Source organism: Sphingomonas asaccharolytica NBRC 15499 (assembly GCF_001598355.1).
GTDB lineage: Bacteria > Pseudomonadota > Alphaproteobacteria > Sphingomonadales > Sphingomonadaceae > Sphingomonas > Sphingomonas asaccharolytica.
The window spans coordinates 14,188-35,385 of sequence record NZ_BCYU01000034.1 but is presented as its reverse complement, the minus strand read 5'-3'; the positions used below and the strand labels follow the sequence as shown (position 1 = coordinate 35,385).

The following is a 21,198-nucleotide window of genomic DNA, read 5'->3' as shown; positions in this document are numbered from 1 at the left end:
GAATCGCATGCCCTTGACCGTTGCCGTCCAGATGGATCCCATGGAATCGATCAACATCGCCGGCGATTCGAGCTTCGCGCTGATGCTGACGGCGCAGGCGCGCGGGCATCGGCTGTTCCACTATACCGCTGACGCGCTCAATTATCGCGACGGGCACGTCTGGGCGAAAGCGCATCCGGTCACCGTCGAGCGCGTGGTCGGCAAGCATTTCACTTTCGGCGAGCCGGTGAACCTGGATCTCGGCGACGAGGCCGATGTCGTGCTGATGCGCCAGGATCCGCCGTTCGACCTGGGCTATATCACCGCGACGCACTTGCTCGAACGGATCGCGGACAAGACTCTGGTGGTCAACGATCCCGCCAGCGTGCGTAATGCGCCGGAAAAGGTGTTCGTGCTCGACTTCGCGCGCTTCATGCCGCCGACGCTTGTCACACGCAGCCTGGAGGAAGCGCGCAAATTCCTCCACGAACATGGCGAGATCGTCGTCAAGCCGATCCACGGCAATGGCGGCAAGGCAGTGTTCAAGGTCGATCGCGAGGGCACCAATTTGTCGGCGCTGATCGAGGTATTCAACATGACCTGGCGCGAGCCGCACATGCTCCAGGCGTTCCTGCCCGGCGTGGCGAGCGGCGACAAGCGCATCGTGCTGGTCGACGGCGAGATAGCCGGCGCGATCAACCGCGTGCCGGGCGAAGGCGAATTCCGCTCGAACCTCGCGGTCGGCGGGTCGGCTGTGAAGACCGAACTGACCGCGAAGGAACGCGAAATCTGTGCGGCGCTCGGGCCAGAACTCGAGAAGCGCGGGCTGTTGTTCGTCGGAATCGACGTGATTGGCGGCGAGTGGCTGACCGAGATCAACGTCACCTCGCCGACCGGCATCGTCGCGATCGAACGGCTCGATGGCGTCGACGTTTCGGCGATGATCTGGGACGCGATCGAGAAGAAGGTCGCGGCAACAGGATGACCGAGTGGTTCCTCGATGGCCTCGAACAATGGGGCTATGTGGCGATTTTCCTGTGGATGGCGCTGGAGAATATCATCCCGCCGATCCCGTCCGAAGTCATCATGGGCTTCGCCGGGATCGCGGTCGCGCATGGCAAGCTCAGCTTCGCCGGGGTGATGATCGCCGGCACCCTGGGCTCCACCATGGGCAATTATTTCTGGTACTGGGTCGGCCGCAACGTGCCGCTGCAGAAGCTCAAGCCGTTCGTCGACCGCAACGGGCGCTGGCTGACGGTCAGCTGGTCGGACGTCGAGCGGATCGACAATTTCTTCTTTCGTCACGGCCAATGGCTGGTGTTCGTGCTGCGCTTCGCGCCGTTCGGACGGTCGATCGTGTCGCTGCCGGCCGGCATCTCGAAGATGCCGCGGTGGAAATTCATCGTCTGGACGCTGGCGGGAACGACGATCTGGAACGCCTTCCTGACCGGCGCGGGCTGGTATCTCGGCGCCAACTTCCGCGAAGCGGAGGGTTGGACCGGTCCGGCGGCGGTGGTGATCTGCGTGGCGATCGCGGGCTGGTATGCGTGGCGCGTGGCGACCTGGAAGCCGCGGGCTTAAGCGAGGTCCTGCGGAAGATCGCGAGAGTAGATATCCAGCGCTAGTGGCAGGCAGCGCTCAGCCATCAGCGCCATCGTCGCCGGTCGCACTGTCAGGCCTTCGTTCGGATCGGCCATGAACAACCCGCAAAACAAATCCATGTCATACCGTTCGGCGAGATTTCGCCATACCGGCAGATCGTCGGTGAGCATCATCAACAAACCCGCGATGCGTAGGTCCAGGTCGTCCCGCATGCCACCGGGCGCCTCGACTCCCCAGAAGCCCGAACGCGGGACGCGACCCGACGACAACGGCTCGCCCGTCGCACGCGCTTTGGTCGGGGGATGACCGAGCAGTCGCGTGATCTCGTCGGGGTCGAGTGGATTGCCCCAAACCCGCAATCGGACGCGATTATGATCAATGGGTCCGATCATGCCCGGGGATGCGCGTTGCGGTACACGTCGAGCAGATGGGCGGCGTCGACCGCGGTGTAGATCTGGGTCGAACTCAGGCTGGCATGGCCGAGCAGTTCCTGAAGCTGGCGAAGGTCGGCACCCCGCCCCAACAAATGCGTCGCGAAACTGTGACGCAACGCGTGTGGCGTTGTGCGATCGGCTAGTCCGAGGCGGATCCGTGCTGCCTGGACGGATTTCCTCACCACGCCGGCCGATAGCGGCCCGCCCTTGGCGCCACGGAACAGCGCCTCGCCGCGCACCACTGGCCAGGGTGACGCCGCGACATAGGCGTCGATCGCCTCGCGCACCTGGGGCAGCAAGGGCACTATCCGCGTCTTGTCGCGCTTGCCGGTGACAGCCATCGCCTCGCCCAGCGGCAGCACCGTGCCGGTCAGCCCGACTGCCTCGCCGATGCGCAAACCCGCACCGTAGAGCAGCAGCAGCACCGCCCAATCGCGCGCGGCGATCCAGGGTTCGGCTGCGTCCTCGGCGACTTCCTCGGCCAATGCGATTGCGTCGGCGGGCGAGACCGGACGCGGCACGCCTTTCTTGACGCGCGGCCCGCGCATCCGCGGCGACGCCTCGCCCCCTGCTGCCCATTTGAGAAAAGTCTTGACCGCCGACAGCTCGCGCGCCGCCGAGGAATTGCCCAGGCCTTGCCCACGCCGGCGCGCGAGATAGGCGCGCAGGTCGGCCGCCGTCACCCGGCCGAGCGCCGCACGATCCGCCTCCTCGCCCCAATGCTCGCCGAGAAACTGAACCAGGCGGACAGCAGTCGCCTCATAGGCACGGACGGTGTGCGCCGAGCGCCGCCGGTCGCGCGACAGATGCTGGCCGAACTCGAGCGGCAGCGCCGTCATGGCCGCCGCGCCCGTTGCTTGGCCGATACCGATTTGATCACCAGCCCACCCTCGCCCGCCGGATCGATCGGCGTGGCAACGCTGGCCACGGCGGCATCGATCAGCGCGGCGACCGCCGGGCTGTCCATACGGTCGCCGACCAGCTTGACGTGGCGGACGGTATTGCCCTCGCCCTCCAGCAATCCTTCGGGATCGGGCAGCGTCGGGCCGTTGGACAGGAACAGGCTGACCCAGCGCGGATAGCCGGCGACCGAGCAGATGATCGACTGCCGCTTCTCACTTGCCCCAAACGCGATCGCGAGCGCGTTGTAATTGTCATAGACCAGGATGGTCGCCCCGGGCAGCCGCGCCGACACCATCGCCACCGCGTGTCGGATCGTCGCCGCGACATCGGGCGTGAACTTGTCGATGAAACCGTCGAGTTGTTCCTGCGGGGTCACCCCGTTGTTCTAGCTGGCCTGGACGAACCGGAACAGGGCGAACGAAACCGCTATGCGCGAGGTTTCGCCTACGCACAGGAATCGCCATATGAGCAGCGATGTCCCGCGCTCGCGTCCTTGTCATGAACTCCGCGCTTGGTCCGCTCGACTATCGCGTACCGCATGGCATGACGGTCGAGCCGGGCTCGCTGGTGGTCGCGCCTTTGGGTCCGCGCCAGTTGCTCGGCGTGGTGTGGGAACCCGAGCGGATGCCGTCGGACGCCGAGGTCGGCGACAATCGGTTGCGCAACCTGATCGACGTGCTGCCGGTGCCGCCGCTGACCGACGCGATGCGACGGTTGATCGAATGGACGGCGGATTATTATCTTGCCTCTCCAGTCTCGGTGGCGCGGATGGCGTTGCCTTCGTCCTCCGCACTCGAAGGCGCGCGGACCGTCACCGAATATCGTCCGACCGGGCATGTCCCCGAGCGGCTGACACCGCAGCGCGCGCAGGCATTGGAGCGGATCGGCGACCGCCAGGGTCTCGTCCGCGAACTCGCGACGATCGCCGACGTCTCCGACGGGGTGATCCGCGGACTGGTCAAGGTCGGCGCGATCGAGGCGGTCGAGGTCGATATCGACAGCCCCTTCCCCCTGCCCGATCCCGATCACGACGTCCCGGTACTGTCCGAGGAGCAACAGCGCGCCGCCGACGTGCTGACCAGCGACGTTGCGGCACACGTCTTCAAGCCGACTTTGCTCGACGGCGTCACCGGATCGGGCAAGACCGAAGTCTATTTCGAGGCGATCGCCGCCGCCATCCGGGCGGGGCGACAGACGCTCGTACTGCTGCCCGAAATCGCGCTTACCGAACCGTTCCTGCAGCGCTTTACCGCGCGCTTCGGCTGCGAGCCCGTCGCCTGGCATTCCGGACTGCGCCAATCGCAGCGGCGGCGCGCCTGGCGGGCGATCGCGACCGGCCAGGCGCTGGTCACGGTCGGCGCGCGCTCGGCATTGTTCCTGCCTTATTCCAATCTCGGCCTGATTGTCGTCGACGAGGCGCACGAGACCAGCTTCAAGCAGGAAGAAGGCGTGCATTATCATGCCCGCGACGTCGCGGTGATGCGCGGCAAGTTCGAGGACATTCCGGTCGTGCTCGCCACCGCCACCCCGGCGATCGAGACGCGCCAGCAGGTCGAGATCGGCAATTATGCCGAGGTGAAGCTGCCGGGCCGCTACGGCGCCGCGGAAATGCCCGATATCGAGGCGATCGACCTGTTGCTGGACCCGCCCGAGCGCGGCCGCTGGATCGCGCCCAAATTGGTCATTGCGATCGACGAAACCCTGGCGCGCGGCGAACAGGCGCTGATGTTCCTCAATCGCCGCGGCTATGCGCCGCTGACCTTGTGCCGCGCGTGCGGGCATCGCTTCCAATGCCCGAATTGCACTGCCTGGATGGTCGAGCACCGGTTGGTCCGGCGGCTGAGCTGCCACCATTGCGGCCATGTCATGCCGACGCCGCGCGCATGCCCCGAATGCAAGGAAGAGGATTCGCTGGTCGCCTGCGGTCCCGGGGTCGAGCGCATCGCCGACGAAGTGGCGGCCTTGTGGCCCGAGGCGCGCACCGCGATCGTCACCAGCGACACGCTCTGGTCCCCGGCCAAGGCGGCCGAATTCGTCAACCGGATGGAAGCACACGAGATCGACATCGTCATCGGCACCCAGCTCGTCACCAAGGGCTATCACTTCCCCAATCTGACCCTGGTCGGCGTGATCGACGCCGATCTCGGCCTCGGCGGCGGCGATTTGCGCGCGGCCGAACGCACCTTCCAGCAGATCATGCAGGTTGCCGGGCGCGCCGGGCGGGGCGAAAAACCCGGCCATGTCTTCATCCAGACCCACGACCCCAAGGCGCCGGTGATGGAAGCGTTGGTTTCGGGCGACGCCGATGCCTTCACCGCTGCCGAAACCGAGGCACGGCGCGAGGCGGGCGCCCCGCCATTCGGCCGCTACGCCGCGATTGTCGTCAGTTCGGAAGATCAGTCCGCCGCCTATGACATCGCCAAGCTGGTCGGCCGAACCGCCCCCCGGGTCGAGGGGATGGAGGTCTATGGCCCCGCGCCCGCGCCGCTGGCGATGCTGCGCGGACGCCACCGCTATCGCCTGCTGATCCATGCGCGCCGCGGACTCGATGTCCAGGACGTCATCCGCGCTTGGCTCGGCGCGCTCGACTGGCCGTCCAAGGTCCGCGTCATTGTCGACGTCGATCCCTATAGCTTTGTCTGAGTTGCAGAAAGCCGGGCAAGCACGCGGGAAATTGACCCGTCGACCGATCGCGCATTGAAGCGCGGCGCGTTTCGTGGAAGGGCTCTGCGCCATGGCGCGTTTCTTCCGCTTATTGGCAATTCTGTCGGCTTTCGCCTGGCTGGCGACGCCCTCTCTTGCCGCCGCCGACGATATCGCGGCGGCGTCGCGCAGTGTTGTCCGGGTCGTGACGATCGCGATCGTCGACCAGGAAGTGGTCGGGTTCGGTCATGGCTCGGGCTTCGCGGTCGGGCCCAACCGGATCGTCACCAACGCGCATGTCGTCGAGCTCGCACAGAAATACCCCGATAATGTCGTGATCGGCGTGGTGCCGTCGGAGGGAAGCAAATCCTATCAGGGCCGCGTCGTCGCGATCGATGCAAAGCGCGACCTGGCGCTGATCGAAATCACCGGCGCCGCGCTGCCGGCGGCGACGCTGTACACCGGCGCCCCCGATGACAGCATGGGCTTGGTCTCGCTCGGCTATCCCGGCAATGTCGACCTGGCGACTGCGCAATCGGCGGCGGACTATATCAAACCGCTGGCGCCGGTGCGCTCCGAAGGGTCGCTGTCGGCCAGCCGCAATATCGAAGGCATCAACGTGCTGCTCCACAGCGCGAGCATCTCGCGCGGCAATTCGGGCGGCCCGCTGCTCGACCGCTGCGGGCGCGTGATGGGAGTCAATTCGGCGATCACCCGCGGCGAGGATGGCGATGCCAGTTTCGCCTTTGCGATCGCCGAGAGCGAGCTTGCCGGCTTCCTGCGCGAGCACCGGCAGGCGTTCAACTCGGTCGACATTCCCTGCATGAGCCTCGAAGCGCGGCTGAGCGCCGATGAGGCGGCGGATTCCGCTGCGCGCGCAGCGGCTGACGCGTCACGCCGAGACTCCGCCGCGCGCGATCAAGCCAGCCGCCAACAGGCGATCGAAGCCGCGCGGCTCAATGCCCAGCGCGCGAGCGAGAATGTCATGGCGATCTCGGCCTTGCTGCTCGTGCTCGGCGCGTTGACCGCCGGCGGCGGCGGTTTACTCTATTCGCGCGGACGCCAGCGCGAGGCGATCTGGGCCGGATCGGCCGGCGGCGTGCTGATCGTCGCCGCGGTCATCGTCTTCCTGTTGCGGCCGAGCGAGGAGCCGATGCTGCCCCCGGGCTTCGCGATACCCGTCGCGACGCCGACCCCGGCGGCGGCGGGCGCGCGCTCGCTAGGCAAGATGGTGTGCAAATTCCAGTCCGACCGCAGCCGCGTGACGGTGTCGGCCACCGCCGACGTCAATCTCGACTGGGGGCAGGACGGGTGCCTGAACGGCAAGACGCAATATGCCGACGACAACGGCAAATGGACCCGGGTACTGGCGCCCAACGACGAGCAGACCGTGTCGGTGCTGCAGTTCGATCCCGACACGCGGACCTACACTGCCTATCGCTATTTCCTGAGCGCGGCGCAAATGGACGCCGCGCGCAAGCTGCGCGCGCAGAGCCCGCTCAAGCAATGCAGTGCCGACCCAGGGGCGCGCAACAATCTGATGGTTCAGCAGCAGTCGATCCGCGCCGCGTTGCCGACGACCTATAGCGAGAAGTTGGTCTATTCCTGCTCGTCGGCGCCTTAGGGCCCGAACCCTACTGGCGGCGAACCCAGGACGGCGCCATGAACTGGCCGCGTAGCCAGGCAACGTAGAGCACCACCAGCCCAAAGGCGGTGGCGACGATGATCGCGGGAAGCGATGCCTCGGCGCCGAACGCGCCGCCGGTCAACAGATCAGAACCGCGGATATCGGGCCGCAGCACGCCATCCATCGCCCCGCCCGAAACCGGGATGCCGTAGATCCCGCCCTGGGCGAAGTTCCACGCGGCGTGCAATCCGATCGCCGCCCATAACCGCCGCGTGATCATATAGATCGCCGCCAGCATGATCCCCGCCTCGAGCATGATCGCCACTGCCGCCAGCAAGGTTGCATTGGGATTGCCAAGGTGAAGCGCGCCGAACAGGGCCGCCGACAGGCCGAGCGCGGCCCAGGTGCCGAGCCACTTTTCGGTGAGGCGAAAGAAGAATCCGCGGAAGAATATCTCCTCGGTGAACCCAGACAGGATGGCGACAGCAAGCGCCGGCACAAGCACGCCAGCGTCGCGATAGCCGATTACCCGATATCCACCGAGCGCCGCGATCACGCCGACGACGAGCGAAAACAGCACCAGCCCGGTGACGACACCGGCGGGCAATTCGATCGCGGCCGGAGCGAGGGCAAATTCGCGTGCCGCGCGCCCTTCGACGACGCGACAGAAAGCGACATAGATCGCGACGAAGATCGCGGCGACGCCGCAGGCGAACACTACCGCCCACCAGCCCGCCTGGTGCGGCGGGGTAAGGTGATTCAGCCCGACCGAGAGGACGATCGCCAGCATCGTCGCGCCGATCGAATACAGCAGCAGAAGACCCGGATGCCGCCACGCCGGCTGTTTCACCTGATCCACGCCCGTCTCCTTTGCGGCAAAAGTAACGCGACCGGTGTAGTATTCAAGCAAAGCGGATCGCACTGGCTTGACCTCGCGGCCCGGGGCGCGAAAGGTTCCGTCGGCCAACGGGAGGGATGAAGATGAAACGACTGGGGCTACTCGCCAGCCTGGCATTGATCGGTGCGGCGGACGTTCCAGCTTCGCCGGTAGTTATCCCCGTAACGGTCGCCCCCGCGCTAGGCGATCATTTCTCCGGCCGGCTGATCGTATTCGCCGAAAAGGCCAAGCCCAACGCCAAGCCGGCGGCTGCGGTCGATTTCTCTCCGTTCGAGCCGACCGGCGCGTCGATCGCCGCGCGTGAGGTGCGCGATCTCGGTCCCAATATGACCGCGCAGATCGATGGCGAGACCGATGCCTTTCCCGCGCCGCTGTCGACCCTGCCGCCCGGCACGTACCGCGTCCAGGCGGTGCTCGATCGCAACCACAATTACAATTATGGCGGCCGCGATGCCGGCGACCTGGTGTCGAAGGTCGTCGAGGTCACATTGCCCGGCAAGCTTTCGACGATCGCGCTCGACACCATGGTCCCGGCCGATGATCCGGTGGCGATGCTGGCGCGCCTTTCGCCCAAAGAGCGGCCGCCAGTCGAAGCCGCCCTCTCCCAGCTCAAGCCGGTCGAGTTCCAGAGCAATGCGCTGACCGCTTTCCGCGGCACGCCGACATCGATCCGCGGCTGGGTCGCGCTGCCGCCCGGCTATGACGGCAAGACCAAATTCCCGACCGTCTATTCGGATAGCGGGTTCGGCGGGACGCTCGCGTCGGAGCGGATGCAGGGCGCGCGGACCCTGGCGATGATGATCGAACACAAACTGCCGCCGATGATCTGGGTGTTTCTCGACCATAGCGGCGCGACCGGCACCAACGAATTCGCCGATTCAGCCAATAACGGCCCCTGGGGCAAGGCGCTGACCGAGGAGCTGATCCCCGCGCTCGAACGCGAATATGCGATGGACGCCAAGCCCAGTGGACGCTTCCTGACCGGACACAGTTCGGGCGGTTGGTCGACGCTGTGGCTGCAGGTTCGCTATCCCAAATTGTTCGGCGGCAGTTGGCCGACCTCACCCGATCCCAGCGACTTCCACAACTTCACCAATATCGACCTCTACGCGCCGGGCGCGAATTTCTACCGCGATGCCAAGGGCCAGCCGATCCCGCTGGTACGCGATCATGGCAAGCTGATCGCGACGATGGAGCAATTCGCCCGCGCCGAAGCGGTACTCGGGCCCTATGGCGGCCAGATCGCCTCGTTCGAATGGGTGTTCAGCCCGCGCGGCGCCGATGGCCGGCCAGTGCCGGTGTTCGATCGCGCGACCGGCAAGGTCGATCCCGCGGTGGTCGCTTATTGGCGCGACAATTACGACGTCGCGAATATCGTCACGCGCGACGCCGCAGCGCTGCGCTCCGATCTCGACGGCAAGATCCACCTGACCGTGGGCACCGCCGACACTTTCTATCTCGACGGCCCGGCGCATCTGCTCGAGGCGGCGATGGTTAAGGCGCGGATCAAGGCGAGCTTCACCTATCTCCCCGACAAGACGCATTTCGACCTCTATGCGCGCGGCGACGACAAGATGGCGCTGATGAAGGACAATGCCTGGGCGATGTACGCCGTGGCGCGGCCGGGGGTGAAAAGGCCGGCGTCTTAAAGTACCCGCCTCACAACCGTCATCCCCGCGACAGCGGGGGCCCATCTCCCACATGCGCCGCAAAACGCACCCGTGCGATGGTGGATAATCCTGGAGATGGGTCCCGCTTACGCGGGGATGACGATGTTAGGGAGGCGACCTAAGCCCGGTCGATCCGCGCCGCGAAGCACCCGGCGCGGGCGTTGTACGCCTGGAGATAGGCGACGTTCGAATCCTCCAGCCACGGGTCGATCGCATCGGCCAGGCCGCCCCCGTCCATCACGTCGCCCTTGAGCAGCATGCCCTGGGCATCGAAGGCGCGCAGCGCGAGCAGGCGGCGGGAGAGCTGTTCGGGCACCGCGTCGCGATATTCCGCCGCTTGCGCCGCCCCCTCGCGGACGAAGATCGCGTAGCTCGCGCGATAGGGGCTATCGACCGGCAGGTGCTGGTAGTTGATCAGGATCAGATCCTCGCCCGGCTCGGCATCCTCCAGCGTCACGCGGCAGGGAAAGCCAGGCTTCTCATCGGCGCGCCGGCGCACCGCACCGAACGCGGCCAGTTCGCCGTCGCTCAGGCCGTAGAGCGGCTTGAACGGGGAGGGGTCGAGCCCGCGGATCACATACGCCATTACTTCACTCCTTCACGATCGAGCAGAACGGTCTTGCGGTCGACGCCATAGGCATAGCCGCCCATCGAGCCGTCGCTGCGCAGCGCGCGATGGCAGGGGATCACCACCGCGACATGATTGGCACCGCACGCACTGCCCACGGCGCGCACCGCCTTGGGACTTCCCGCGATGGCGGCGAGTTCGCCATAGGACCGCGTCTCGCCCGCGGGGATGTCGCGGAGTGCTTGCCACACCGCTTCCTGGAAGGCGGTGCCCTGGACGTCGAGCGGCAGATTCTGGTCGCGATCGGGCGATTCGACCTTGGCCACTACGCGCGCCGCGAGGTCGCCCAGCGCGGCACCGCCGGGGACGATCTCGGCCTTGGGAAAATGCTTGGCGAGGTCGAGCGCATCCTCGTCGAACGACACGCGGCACAGCCCCTTGTCGGTGGCGGCAATGAGCAACTTGCCCAGGCTGGTGTCGGCGATCGTCCAACGGATCGTCACCCCGGCCCCGCCTTGCCGCCAGGCGCTGGGGGTCATGCCCAGCCGCTTGGCACCGCTTTCGTAGAAGCGGCTCGGCGCCGAATAGCCGGCCTCGTAGATCGCATTGGTGACCGACGCCTCTTCCTTGAGCGCGTGCGCGACGCGGGTGGCACGCAGGCCGCGATGATAGGCCGCCGGCGTCACCCCGGTGGCGCGCTTGAACAGGCGGTGGAAATGATGCGGCGCGTAGCCGACCTCCGCCGCCAGCTCCTCCAAAGAGATGGCATCCTCGGCCGCTTCGAGCAGCGCGATGGCGTTGGCGACCGCAACGCGATCGCGGCCGACTTCGTCGGGCTTGCAGCGCAGGCAAGCGCGGAAGCCGGCGTCACGCGCTTCGGTCGGATCGCGATAGAAGCTGACATTCTCGCGCCGCGGATGCCGCGCCGGGCAGCTCGGCTTGCAATAGATGCCGGTCGATTTGACCGCGACGACGAAGCGTCCGTCAGCCGCGCGATCACGAGCCTCGAAGGCCGCCCAGGCGGCGTCGATATCGATGGGGGTTTCGGTCGTCATGCACCCTATGTAGGCGCCTGCGCAGGCCGCCACATCCCGGCGTTTGCGGCCAAAGCGGAAGGCTGATCAGGCTGGCCGCTCGATCGTATAGATGACGTGCGTCACCGGCTTGCCCGCCATCTCGGCCTGATGGAGCCGATCCGTCAGCTTGCCGCCGATCTTCTCGATTGCGCGGCGCGAGCGGATATTGGTGTCGCCGATCATGAACATCGCCCGCGACACGCCGGTAAAAGCATGATCGAGCATCAGCCGCTTCATCTCGCCATTGTAGCGCCCGCCCCAATGCGACCGCGCGAGGAAGGTCCAGCCGATCTCCACTTCATCCGGCTCGGCGCGGCCGAAATCGTAGCGCGAGCTGCCGATCACCGCACCGCTGGCGCGATCGATCGCCACCAGCATGCCGCCCGAAGCGAGGCCGTCGGCGAAAAAGCGACGGAACACCGGTTCCTGCCAGCGATCGTGCGCGGGGTGAACTTCCCAGATGAGCGGGTCGCCGGCGACCGCGAACAAGGCGTCGAAATCGTCGGCGGTCGCCGGACGAAGCTCGATCAGCTCGCCGATCAGATGCGGCTGGCGGTCGAGCGCCATGTCACACGACCAACAGGACGACCGGCACGACGATGCCCAACCCCAACGCGATCAACGACTTGCGACGCATGGTCCGGGTGCCGAGCGCGATGGTCAGGCCGATCAGCGTGGTGGTGAACAGGCCGATCGCGGTCAGCAACGCGAAGATCTTGAGCGGCGTGAAGCCGCCGTGATCGTGGTCGTCATCGCCGTCCGCGTGCTTCGCGGCAGCGGGCTTGCGCGCGGGTTCCGCCGGGCTGGGCTTGGGCAGCATCTGATGCTTGTGAATACCGGCGATCGCCGAAACCCAGCCGGCCGGGGGCGGGTTTTTCAAATCCTGCCACCCCAGGACCTGGATCAGGCCGCTGAAGGAAAAGAACAGGATCGCGGGGGCCAGGAAGACACCGATATAATGGTGCCATTGGCGCAGGCTGCGGAGCGTGGTGGGTTTCATCGCGCGCGGTTATGGCAGCAAAAGAAGGCTTAACAAGCCGGATCAGGACATCAGGCGCTCGTAAAAACCGCCGTAGCGGCCGGCGGGATCGACGAGGTGGATTTCGAGGATCCAGAAGCGCTCGTTGCCGTTGGGGTCAGGGTCGCGCAGCCGGGTCGTGTTCTCCGGATTGATCCGGTAGAAATCCTTGTCGCCGGGCAGATGCGCGTGCGGGAATTCGCCGACGACGTGACCCGCGATCACCCCGCCGAACCGCCAGCCGGCCGCGGCCGCGCTCTCACAAGCGAAAGCGTAGAGCTCGGCGCCGGTGATGTCGGGATGCGCATCGAATTGCGCCTTGACCTTGTCGAACTGGGTCGGAAGGTCGGCCACGAGGCGAACCTTGTCGGGATCGTTGCCGACGACATAAGAGCGACCAACATCGGCTTCCCAATCGTCGAACACCGGTCCGAGATCGAGGAAGACCAGGTCGTCCTCGGCGATCGTCAGCACCGGCGGGTTTTCGCGCGCGGTGGCGAGGCCGTTGACGCCGGCATGAACGATGCGCTTGTGCCAATGTTTGTCGACCCCGAATTCGTCGCGCGCGAGGGCATAAATGTCCTGTTCGACCTCGCGCTCAGTGCGGCCCGGCGCGATCAATCCCAGCGCTTCGATCCGGTCGAGCAATATCAGCGCGATGTCCTGGGCGGCATGAAGCTCGGCGTGGCGCGCGGCGGGCGAAAGCGTGGCGTGAGTCATCGCGCGCTCCAATAGGCAATCGGATCGCGCGGGGCCAGTTGGCTAGAGCCCATGCGCCTTCAGCCAACGCGCCATCAGCTCCTGGGCCGGTTGCCCGAACACCACTTCATGCCCGACGCCCGGAACGACCGCGCGATCGGCGCCTGGACGCAGCGTCTTGAGCAAGGCACTGTTCTCCGGAGGAATGGTCGTGTCAGCCGCACCGTGGATCAGCAGCGTCGGGCAGGCGATACGGCCGATCTTGGCTGCCGTGTCGAACCGCTCGCTGACCAGCAGGTTAGCGGGAAGCCACCAGAAGCGCGCCGCGGCGACATGGGCGATGCCGGCATAAGGGGCGACCAGAATGAGCGCGCGCGGAGTTCGCTCCAGCGCCATCTGCGCGGCCACTCCGGTGCCGAGCGAGTAACCGATGATGACCGTTCGGTCGGCGCCGATGCCGTTGGCTGTCATCCACGCGCGCGACGCGCGCGCGTCGCGATAGAGGCCTTGCTCGTCGGGAATGCCGGGCGCACCGTTGAAGCCGCGAAATTCAGGCAGCACCGCGCCATAGCCCGCAGCGACCAGCGAGCGCATCGCGACCACGCTGCCCAGCACCGAATCGCCATTGCCGTGGAAGAACAGGATCACCGGCTTGCCCGGCTGCGGCGGATGATAGAGCAGCCGCTCGCGCAAACCGTCCGAAGTCGTCACCGCGACATCGCGATAACCTCTGTGATCGGGATTGACCGCCGCGGTGCCGAAATACAGCCGGGATAGATCAGCCGCCGCTGGAAGGTGTAGAGCAGCCCGACGATGGCGACATAGATCAGTGCCACCGCGATCAGCAGTCCGATCGCGATCCGGCGCAATCTGCGGCGCATTACTTCTTCTTTTCCCGCGCCTTCATGCTCTTCGAGATGACGATCTCGGCCAGCCGCGCGCCGGGGATGAAGATGCCCGCCGCCTCGACCCCGGCATTGATCAGGAATTCGGCGTCGATCTTGTGACCGAGGAATTGCTCAAACGTGCTGCCGCCGGTCCGTGTCTCGCCGGTCACGCCGTCAAACTCGACCACCGCTTCCTTGCCCTGCCAGCGATAGCGGAAGGCGTAGACCGGGCGATAATAGAGATCGATGTGATGGAGCGAGAGCTTCTCCTCGAGCACCTTGTCGGCCTCGATTCGCTCGATCGAGCTCGCCAGCACGTCGCGCACCAGCATCGACGCCTTGGCCGTGGGCGGCACCACCACTGCGCCATCGGCCGCTGCCTTGGCGAGCCCCTTGGCGTCGATGACCTTGGCCTCGTGCTGGAGATATTGGGCCGCGGTCGGATCGGGGCTGCCGCTGATCGCGTCGTAATAGACTTCGCGATGGATCTCGTCATGACAGGTTTCGGTGCCGGTCAGCGTATAGGCGCCGCCCGTGACGACGTGCATCCTGCCGTCGACCTCGACCTTGGTGACATTGGCGTCGACCGCGACGCGATAGTCCTTGTGCCGCTCATAGGTCATGGTCGCGGTGCAGCCGATGCGGAAGAACGGCTGCAGCCGGCGCTCGCGATAGATCACTTCATGGTCGTCGTCCTTGGGCCGCGACAGGAATCCGGTGATCTTCGCCATCGTCCCGAACGCATCGGTCCGCTTGGTCCAGGCGCGCCCCTCGGCATGGTCCATGTTGAACCGGTCGGCGAGGATCAGCACGCGTTCTTCGGCGAGTTCTACGTCCATGAGGCACCCCTGTTGGCACTTTCCGCACATCCAAGGCGAGCAGGTCAAGCCGGGATAGGTAAAATGCGACATGCCGCTATAGCCCTCTCCCGCAAGCGGGAGAGGGTTGGGTGAGGGTCTTCTTTCTTCCAGGCATGCGTCGGGACAGAAAGAAGTAAGAAGACCCTCACCCTCCCACCACCTTCGGCGGCGGGCCCCTCCCTCTCCCGCGCGCGGGAGAGGGCTATAGGAGTGCCAGGCCACTCCACTTTGCACCTCATCCTAAAGCACCGGGTTGCATCCCCAGCCCCCCGATGCTAACCGCGCGCCAACCCATAGAGGGCGCCTCAGGGCTGCCCTCTTTTCGTATGGGGCCACATACCCTTTTGAAAAGGACCATCATCGCGTGGAGCAATCCGGCGGTATTCAAGCGAGCTTAGGTGGACGGTATGCAACCGCGCTGTTCGAGCTCGCCCGCGAATCGAAGTCGATCGACACGGTCGAAGCGAGCCTGGCGACGATCCGCCAGGCGCTGGCCGAATCGGCCGACTTCAAGACGCTGACCACCAGCCCGCTGATCGGCCGACTCGACGCCGCCAAGGCGGTCGCCGCCGCGGCCGGCGTGATGAAGCTCGACGCGACTACGACCAGCTTCCTGGGCGTGCTCGCGCACAACCGGCGTCTCGGCCAGCTGCCGGCGATCATCCGCGCGTTTCGCGGCCTGGCGTCGCGCTATCGCGGCGAGACCACGGCCGAAGTGACGTCCGCGCATCCGCTGTCGAACGCGCAGGTGAGCGAGCTCAAGCAGCAGCTCCGCCAGCGCGTCGGTCGCGAGGTCGCCGTTGAATTGAATGTCGACCAGTCGCTGCTCGGCGGCCTGGTCGTTCGTATCGGATCGCAGATGATCGATTCCTCGATCCGTACCCGTCTCAATACCCTCGCGCACGCGATGAAAGGCTGAAGGTTTAGAACATGGACATCCGCGCCGCAGAAATCTCGAAGGTCATCAAGGACCAGATCGCCAATTTCGGCACCGAGGCCGAGGTCTCGGAAACCGGCCAGGTGCTGAGCGTCGGTGACGGCATCGCCCGCATCCACGGGCTCGACAACGTCCAGGCGGGCGAAATGGTCGAGTTCGCCAATGGCGTGCAGGGCATGGCGCTTAACCTCGAAGCCGACAATGTCGGCGTCGTGATCTTCGGCTCGGACGCCGAGATCAAGGAAGGCGACGTCGTCAAGCGGACCGGCACCATCGTCGACGTCCCCGTCGGCAAGGGCCTGCTCGGCCGCGTCGTGGACGGCCTCGGCAACCCGATCGACGGCAAGGGCCCGATCGTCGCCGAGAAGCGCAGCCGCGTCGAAGTGAAGGCGCCGGGCATCATCCCGCGCCAGTCGGTCAGCGAGCCGATGCAGTCGGGCCTCAAGGCGATCGACGCGCTCGTTCCGGTCGGCCGCGGCCAGCGCGAGCTGATCATCGGCGACCGCCAGACCGGCAAGTCGGCCGTCGCGATCGACACCTTCATCAACCAGAAGACGGTCAACGCCGGCGACGACGAGTCGAAGAAGCTGTACTGCGTCTATGTCGCGGTCGGCCAGAAGCGCTCGACCGTCGCGCAGCTGGTCAAGACGCTGACCGAGAACGGCGCGATGGACTATTCGATCGTGGTCGCCGCGACCGCGTCGGAGCCCGCCCCGCTGCAATTCCTGGCGCCCTATACCGGCACCGCGATGGGTGAGTATTTCCGCGACAACGGCATGCATGCGCTGATCGTGTTCGACGATCTGTCGAAGCAGGCGGTCGCCTATCGTCAGATGTCGCTGCTGCTGCGTCGCCCGCCGGGCCGCGAAGCCTATCCGGGCGACGTCTTCTATCTCCACTCGCGCCTGCTCGAGCGCGCCGCCAAGATGTCGGACGCGATGGGCGGCGGATCGCTGACCGCGCTGCCGATCATCGAAACCCAGGCGGGCGACGTGTCGGCGTACATCCCGACCAACGTGATCTCGATCACCGACGGCCAGATCTTCCTCGAAACCGATCTGTTCTTCGCGGGCATCCGCCCTGCCATCAACGTCGGTCTGTCGGTGTCGCGCGTCGGTTCGGCCGCGCAGACCAAGGCGATGAAGAAGGTGTCGGGCTCGATCAAGCTCGAGCTCGCTCAGTATCGCGAAATGGCGGCGTTCGCGCAGTTCGGTTCGGACCTCGACGCCTCGACCCAGAAGCTGCTCAACCGCGGCGCGCGCCTGACCGAGCTGCTCAAGCAGCCGCAGTTCAGCCCACTGCCGTTCGAAGAGCAGACGGTGTCGATCTTCGCGGGTACCCAAGGGTATCTTGACGCGGTGCCGACGCTCGACGTGGTCCGCTACGAAGCGGCGATGCTCGCCGATATGCGCGCCAACCACGCGGGCATCCTGAAGTCGATCCGCGACAGCAAGGATCTGAAGGACGATGTCCGCGACCAGCTCAAGGCCGCGCTCGACGCCTTCGCCAAGACGTTTGCGTAAGTTCTAGCCCTCTCCCGCTCGCGGGAGAGGGTTGGGTGAGGGTCTTCTTTCTTCTTCCAGGCGGCTGGACGAGAGGAAGAAGGAAGACCCTCACCAACTCCGACTAGGCAGCAAGCTGCCAAGTCTCCGTATCCTCTCCCGCAAGCGGGAGAGGCAGAGAAGGTTACGATGGCAAGTCTTAAGGCCCTCAAGATCCGCATCGGCTCGGTGAAGTCGACGCAGAAGATCACCAAGGCGATGAAGATGGTCGCCGCCGCCAAGCTGCGCCGCGCGCAGGAAGCGGCCGAAGCCGGCCGCCCTTATGCCGAGCGGCTGGAGAAGGTGGTCGCGAGCATCGCGTCGAAGGTCGCCGTTGGACCGTCCTCGCCCAAATTGCTCGCCGGCACCGGCAAGGATCAGGTCCACCTGTTCGTCGTTGCAACCTCGGACAAGGGCCTGGCCGGCGCATTCAACACCAATATCGCGCGTCTGGCGCGCCGACGCGCGGGTGAGCTGATCGCCGAGGGCAAGACCGTCAAGTTCTACACGATCGGCAAGAAGGGTCGTGCGGTGCTCAACCGCTTGTACCCCAACGACTTCATTCACTCGATCGAACCCGGCGCGCTCGACAAGCTTGGCTTCACCGATGCGCGCGGCTATGCCGACGACCTGATCGCGCGGTTCGAGGCGGGTGAGTTCGACGTCGCGCATCTATTCTATTCGCGCTTCAAATCGGTGCTGACACAGGAACCGACCGAGCAGCAGATTATCCCGGTGTCGATCCCGGCGATCGCCGCCAACGCGACAGGCGTCAGCGCCTCGGTCGAATACGAGCCCGACGAAGAGGAAATCCTCGCCGACCTACTGCCGCGCAACGTCGGCATCCAGCTGTTCCGCGCGATCCGCGAGAATTCGGCGTCGGAGCAGGGCAGCAAGATGACCGCGATGGACAATGCCACGCGCAACGCCGGCGACCTGATCAAGCGGCTGTCGATCCAGTACAACCGCGCCCGTCAGGCCGCGATCACCACCGAGTTGGTGGAAATCATTTCGGGCGCTGAAGCGCTCTGAGTTTCTAGGCCGTCACCCCAGCGCAGGCTGGGGTCTCGAGCCGCATAAGATCCCAGCTTTCGCTGGGATGACGATTGAGGAAGAAGGTAAAGACGATGGCTAGCAACGCCCCGACTGCAGAGAAGCCCGCTCGCAAGCCGCGCGCGACCAAGGCGGCCGCCGCCCCGGCCGATACGACGACTATTCAGGCGCCCAAGGCGACGACCAACAATGTCGGCGTCATCAGCCAGGTGATCGGCGCGGTCGTCGACGTGAGCTTCCCCGACCAGCTGCCGGCCATCCTGTCGGCGCTCGAGACGGATAACAATGGCAACCGCCTGGTCCTCGAAGTCGCGCAGCATCTCGGCGAGAACACCGTCCGCACGATCGCGATGGACTCGACCGAGGGTCTGACTCGCGGCCAGAACGTCACCGACACCGGATCGCAGATCCGCGTTCCGGTGGGCCCAGCCACGCTCGGCCGCATTCTCAACGTCATCGGCGAGCCGATCGACGAGCGCGGCCCGGTCAACGCCACGCAGACCTCCCCGATCCACGCCGACGCGCCTTTGTTCGTCGATCAGTCGACCGAGAGCTCGATCCTCGTCACCGGCATCAAGGTCATCGACCTTCTCGCGCCCTATGCCAAGGGCGGCAAGATCGGCCTGTTCGGCGGCGCCGGCGTCGGCAAGACCGTGCTGATCCAGGAACTGATCAACAACATCGCCAAGGGCCATGGCGGCACCTCGGTGTTCGCCGGCGTCGGCGAGCGTACCCGTGAGGGCAACGACCTCTATCACGAGTTCCTCGACGCGGGCGTCATCGCCAAGGACGCCGATGGCAATGCCGTCAGCGAGGGCTCGAAAGTGGCGCTGGTCTATGGCCAGATGAACGAGCCGCCCGGCGCGCGTGCTCGCGTCGCGTTGTCGGGCCTGACCATCGCGGAATATTTCCGCGACGTCGAAGGCCAGGACGTGCTGTTCTTCGTCGACAACATCTTCCGCTTCACCCAGGCCGGCGCCGAAGTGTCGGCACTGCTCGGCCGCATCCCGTCGGCGGTGGGCTATCAGCCGACCCTGTCGACCGACATGGGCGCGCTGCAGGAGCGCATCACCTCGACCAACAAGGGATCGATCACCTCGGTCCAGGCCGTGTACGTCCCCGCGGACGACCTTACCGATCCGGCGCCGGCGACCTCGTTCGCCCACTTGGACGCGACCACCGTGCTCAACCGCGCGATCTCGGAACTCGGTATCTATCCGGCGGTCGATCCGCTCGATTCGACCAGCCGCGTGCTCGAACCGCGCATCGTCGGCCAGGAGCATTACGAGACGGCGCGCGCCGTCCAGTCGATCCTGCAGAAGTACAAGTCGCTGCAGGACATCATCGCCATCCTGGGCATGGACGAACTGTCGGAAGAGGATAAGCTGACGGTCAGCCGCGCGCGCAAGATCCAGCGCTTCCTCAGCCAGCCGTTCCACGTCGCCGAGGTGTTCACCAACATCCCGGGCGAGTTCGTCCAGATCGAAGACACGATCCGCTCGTTCAAGGCGGTGGTGAACGGCGAGTATGATCACCTGCCGGAATCGGCTTTCTACATGGTCGGCGGCATCGACGGCGTCATCGCCAAGGCCGAGAAGATGGCCGCGGAGGCGTAAGCTACTGCAAACCTTCTCCAGAGGGAGAAGGATACGAAGGCTTGGCAGCTTGCTGCCTAGCCGAAGTTGGATGAGGGGACCCGCTCTCGATAGGGTGATCCCCTCACCCAGCTCCGACTAAGCCCCGGATCAAGTCCGGGGCTAAGTCTGCGCAACCCTCTCCCGACGGGAGAGGGGTTTTAGGAATAAGGCAATGCTGCATTTCGAACTCGTCACGCCCGAAAAACTGCTCCGCTCGGAGGAAGTCTATCAGGTCGTCGTCCCGGGCACCGAGGGCGATTTCGGTGTGCTGGAAGGCCATGCGCCCTTCATGTCGACGATTCGCGACGGCAATCTGGCGATCTACCGCGCCGACAAATCGGAGCCCGAATTGGTGCCGATCAAGGGCGGATTCGCCGAGGTGTCCGCAACCGGGTTGACGGTGCTCGCCGAACAGGCGGGTTGAGGCTCGTCGCAGGGAAATAGCCGCAGCTATTTCCCGCCCGGCGACGAGCCCGGCCGGCCTCGCGGAGCGAGAACCGACGACGCGGCTTTGCCGCGGCGCTCCATCCCGCGGAAGTTATCGGCGTCGGCGAAAGCTGGCGCCTTTATTGTTGCAGTGCCAAAGCTGCTTGAGATCCCAGCTTTCGCTGGGATGACGCGAAACCTCAGCTGCCGAGCTGACGCCGATAATGCCAGCGAAACGCCTTGGTCCCATCGATCAGGCTGGTTTCCGCCGCCAGGTCCATCCCCTCGCGCCAATAGCGGATGCGTTGCGGATAATCGTGCGCGGGATTGGCGAAGACGATTTCGCGGGGCCCTGACGAGACTTCGGTGAAGCCGACCCGCGGCGCGCCTTTGGGCGAGCCGTAGAAGACGAGCCTGCCGTCCGGCCCACGCTCGATCTGCATCGCTTCCCATGATCGGAGGTCGTCTCCGCGCCCGTTGCGTCCGCTCCCCAGCATGTTGCCGGCGCGCGGGGATGTCCAGCATTCCTCGGTCCAATTGGGCCCCTTCTGCTCGTTCCAGCATCCCGTGAGCCAGCCCGGCATCGCCGGCACCGGCGCCGATCCGGCCCCCGTCGCGAGCAGTGCCAGTCCGAGCAATATCGTTCGACGCATCCTCGCCTCCCTTATTGTCGCCAAGCCCAGCTTAGTCCGGCATCGCCTTGGTTAGGAAATTGTCAAAGCTTAGCCCGTACGAACCGG

General features: G+C 65.6%; 23 protein-coding genes. 10 read left to right on the top strand and 13 right to left on the bottom strand.

From position 1 onward, the window contains the following. Positions 1-7: 7 nt before the first annotated feature. Both gshB and SAS01S_RS11055 read left to right on the top strand, forming a co-directional pair. Positions 8-964, top strand: a complete 957-nt coding sequence (gene gshB, locus SAS01S_RS11060) for a glutathione synthase (protein WP_066807845.1) — start codon at positions 8-10, stop codon at positions 962-964. Further along, positions 961-1,560, top strand: a complete 600-nt coding sequence (locus SAS01S_RS11055; protein ID WP_066807840.1) for a DedA family protein — start codon at positions 961-963, stop codon at positions 1,558-1,560. The genes gshB and SAS01S_RS11055 overlap by 4 nt, the downstream gene beginning before the upstream one ends. Here SAS01S_RS11055 and SAS01S_RS11050 read toward each other — a convergent pair. From SAS01S_RS11050 to SAS01S_RS11040, 3 genes are read right to left on the bottom strand one after another with little or no spacing between them, the layout of a single operon-like run. Continuing rightward, positions 1,557-1,973: a DUF4279 domain-containing protein gene (locus SAS01S_RS11050; RefSeq protein WP_066807838.1), complete on the bottom strand. Its 417-nt coding sequence runs from the start codon at positions 1,971-1,973 to the stop codon at positions 1,557-1,559. The two genes, SAS01S_RS11055 and SAS01S_RS11050, sit on opposite strands and share 4 nt — an antisense overlap. Next, entirely contained in the window at positions 1,970-2,854 is an 885-nt protein-coding gene (locus tag SAS01S_RS11045) for a tyrosine recombinase XerC (protein WP_066807836.1), read from the bottom strand. Before SAS01S_RS11045 ends, SAS01S_RS11050 begins: the two co-directional genes overlap by 4 nt. Further along, a complete protein-coding gene (locus SAS01S_RS11040) occupies positions 2,851-3,294 on the bottom strand; it encodes a DUF1801 domain-containing protein (RefSeq protein ID WP_066807834.1) in 444 nt (147 codons plus the stop codon). Before SAS01S_RS11040 ends, SAS01S_RS11045 begins: the two co-directional genes overlap by 4 nt. A 98-nt stretch (positions 3,295-3,392) precedes the next feature. Between SAS01S_RS11040 and SAS01S_RS11035 the strand changes: the two genes are divergently transcribed. Both SAS01S_RS11035 and SAS01S_RS11030 read left to right on the top strand, forming a co-directional pair. After that, positions 3,393-5,561: a primosomal protein N' gene (locus SAS01S_RS11035; protein WP_066807832.1), complete on the top strand. Its 2,169-nt coding sequence runs from the start codon at positions 3,393-3,395 to the stop codon at positions 5,559-5,561. A gap of 91 nt (positions 5,562-5,652) precedes the next feature. Continuing rightward, positions 5,653-7,185 (top strand): S1C family serine protease, encoded by a 1,533-nt coding sequence (locus SAS01S_RS11030; protein WP_066807830.1) that lies wholly within the window; start codon positions 5,653-5,655, stop codon positions 7,183-7,185. A gap of 10 nt (positions 7,186-7,195) precedes the next feature. Here SAS01S_RS11030 and SAS01S_RS11025 read toward each other — a convergent pair whose 3' ends face one another. Further along, positions 7,196-8,047 (bottom strand): CPBP family intramembrane glutamic endopeptidase, encoded by an 852-nt coding sequence (locus SAS01S_RS11025; RefSeq protein ID WP_066807828.1) that lies wholly within the window; start codon positions 8,045-8,047, stop codon positions 7,196-7,198. Between the two features lie 122 nt (positions 8,048-8,169). On the opposite strand from SAS01S_RS11025, the gene SAS01S_RS11020 reads away from it, so the two are divergent. Then, entirely contained in the window at positions 8,170-9,735 is a 1,566-nt protein-coding gene (locus tag SAS01S_RS11020; protein WP_174544956.1) for an alpha/beta hydrolase, read from the top strand. 139 nt (positions 9,736-9,874) lie between these two features. Here SAS01S_RS11020 and SAS01S_RS11015 read toward each other — a convergent pair whose 3' ends face one another. From SAS01S_RS11015 to SAS01S_RS10985, 8 genes are all read right to left on the bottom strand, one after another. After that, complete coding sequence (locus tag SAS01S_RS11015; RefSeq protein ID WP_066807824.1) at positions 9,875-10,342, bottom strand: DUF1203 domain-containing protein; 468 nt, start codon at positions 10,340-10,342, stop codon at positions 9,875-9,877. Beyond that, complete coding sequence (gene ada, locus SAS01S_RS11010; RefSeq protein WP_066807822.1) at positions 10,342-11,379, bottom strand: bifunctional DNA-binding transcriptional regulator/O6-methylguanine-DNA methyltransferase Ada; 1,038 nt, start codon at positions 11,377-11,379, stop codon at positions 10,342-10,344. The genes SAS01S_RS11015 and ada overlap by 1 nt, the downstream gene beginning before the upstream one ends. A gap of 66 nt (positions 11,380-11,445) precedes the next feature. Next, on the bottom strand, positions 11,446-11,967 hold the full coding sequence (locus tag SAS01S_RS11005) for a GNAT family N-acetyltransferase (RefSeq protein WP_066807820.1): 522 nt from the start codon (positions 11,965-11,967) through the stop codon (positions 11,446-11,448). 1 nt (position 11,968) lies between these two features. Beyond that, positions 11,969-12,400, bottom strand: a complete 432-nt coding sequence (locus SAS01S_RS11000) for a hypothetical protein (protein ID WP_066807818.1) — start codon at positions 12,398-12,400, stop codon at positions 11,969-11,971. A gap of 42 nt (positions 12,401-12,442) precedes the next feature. Continuing rightward, complete coding sequence (locus SAS01S_RS10995) at positions 12,443-13,138, bottom strand: M24 family metallopeptidase (protein WP_066807816.1); 696 nt, start codon at positions 13,136-13,138, stop codon at positions 12,443-12,445. A 42-nt stretch (positions 13,139-13,180) separates the two neighbouring features. Continuing rightward, the gene (locus SAS01S_RS10990) at positions 13,181-13,828 is read right to left on the bottom strand and encodes an alpha/beta hydrolase (protein ID WP_066807809.1); all 648 of its coding nucleotides are present in this window, start codon (positions 13,826-13,828) and stop codon (positions 13,181-13,183) included. After that, a complete protein-coding gene (locus SAS01S_RS22800) occupies positions 13,825-13,998 on the bottom strand; it encodes a hypothetical protein (RefSeq protein ID WP_169804945.1) in 174 nt (57 codons plus the stop codon). Before SAS01S_RS22800 ends, SAS01S_RS10990 begins: the two co-directional genes overlap by 4 nt. Further along, a complete protein-coding gene (locus SAS01S_RS10985) occupies positions 13,998-14,843 on the bottom strand; it encodes a hypothetical protein (RefSeq protein WP_066807808.1) in 846 nt (281 codons plus the stop codon). Before SAS01S_RS10985 ends, SAS01S_RS22800 begins: the two co-directional genes overlap by 1 nt. A 385-nt stretch (positions 14,844-15,228) precedes the next feature. On the opposite strand from SAS01S_RS10985, the gene SAS01S_RS10980 reads away from it, so the two are divergent. From SAS01S_RS10980 to SAS01S_RS10960, 5 genes are all read left to right on the top strand, one after another. Then, positions 15,229-15,783 (top strand): F0F1 ATP synthase subunit delta, encoded by a 555-nt coding sequence (locus SAS01S_RS10980; RefSeq protein ID WP_066807807.1) that lies wholly within the window; start codon positions 15,229-15,231, stop codon positions 15,781-15,783. Positions 15,784-15,794: 11 nt separating this feature from the next. Then, a complete protein-coding gene (atpA, locus tag SAS01S_RS10975; RefSeq protein WP_066807806.1) occupies positions 15,795-17,324 on the top strand; it encodes a F0F1 ATP synthase subunit alpha in 1,530 nt (509 codons plus the stop codon). Positions 17,325-17,492: 168 nt separating this feature from the next. Next, a complete protein-coding gene (locus SAS01S_RS10970) occupies positions 17,493-18,374 on the top strand; it encodes a F0F1 ATP synthase subunit gamma (RefSeq protein ID WP_066807802.1) in 882 nt (293 codons plus the stop codon). Between the two features lie 95 nt (positions 18,375-18,469). Beyond that, entirely contained in the window at positions 18,470-20,011 is a 1,542-nt protein-coding gene (gene atpD, locus SAS01S_RS10965) for a F0F1 ATP synthase subunit beta (RefSeq protein WP_245656852.1), read from the top strand. 193 nt (positions 20,012-20,204) lie between these two features. After that, positions 20,205-20,456: an ATP synthase F1 subunit epsilon gene (locus SAS01S_RS10960; protein WP_066807800.1), complete on the top strand. Its 252-nt coding sequence runs from the start codon at positions 20,205-20,207 to the stop codon at positions 20,454-20,456. A gap of 202 nt (positions 20,457-20,658) precedes the next feature. Here the strand turns inward: SAS01S_RS10960 and SAS01S_RS10955 are convergent, their stop codons facing one another. Beyond that, the gene (locus tag SAS01S_RS10955; protein WP_245656850.1) at positions 20,659-21,111 is read right to left on the bottom strand and encodes a DUF6265 family protein; all 453 of its coding nucleotides are present in this window, start codon (positions 21,109-21,111) and stop codon (positions 20,659-20,661) included. Positions 21,112-21,198 lie beyond the last annotated feature (87 nt).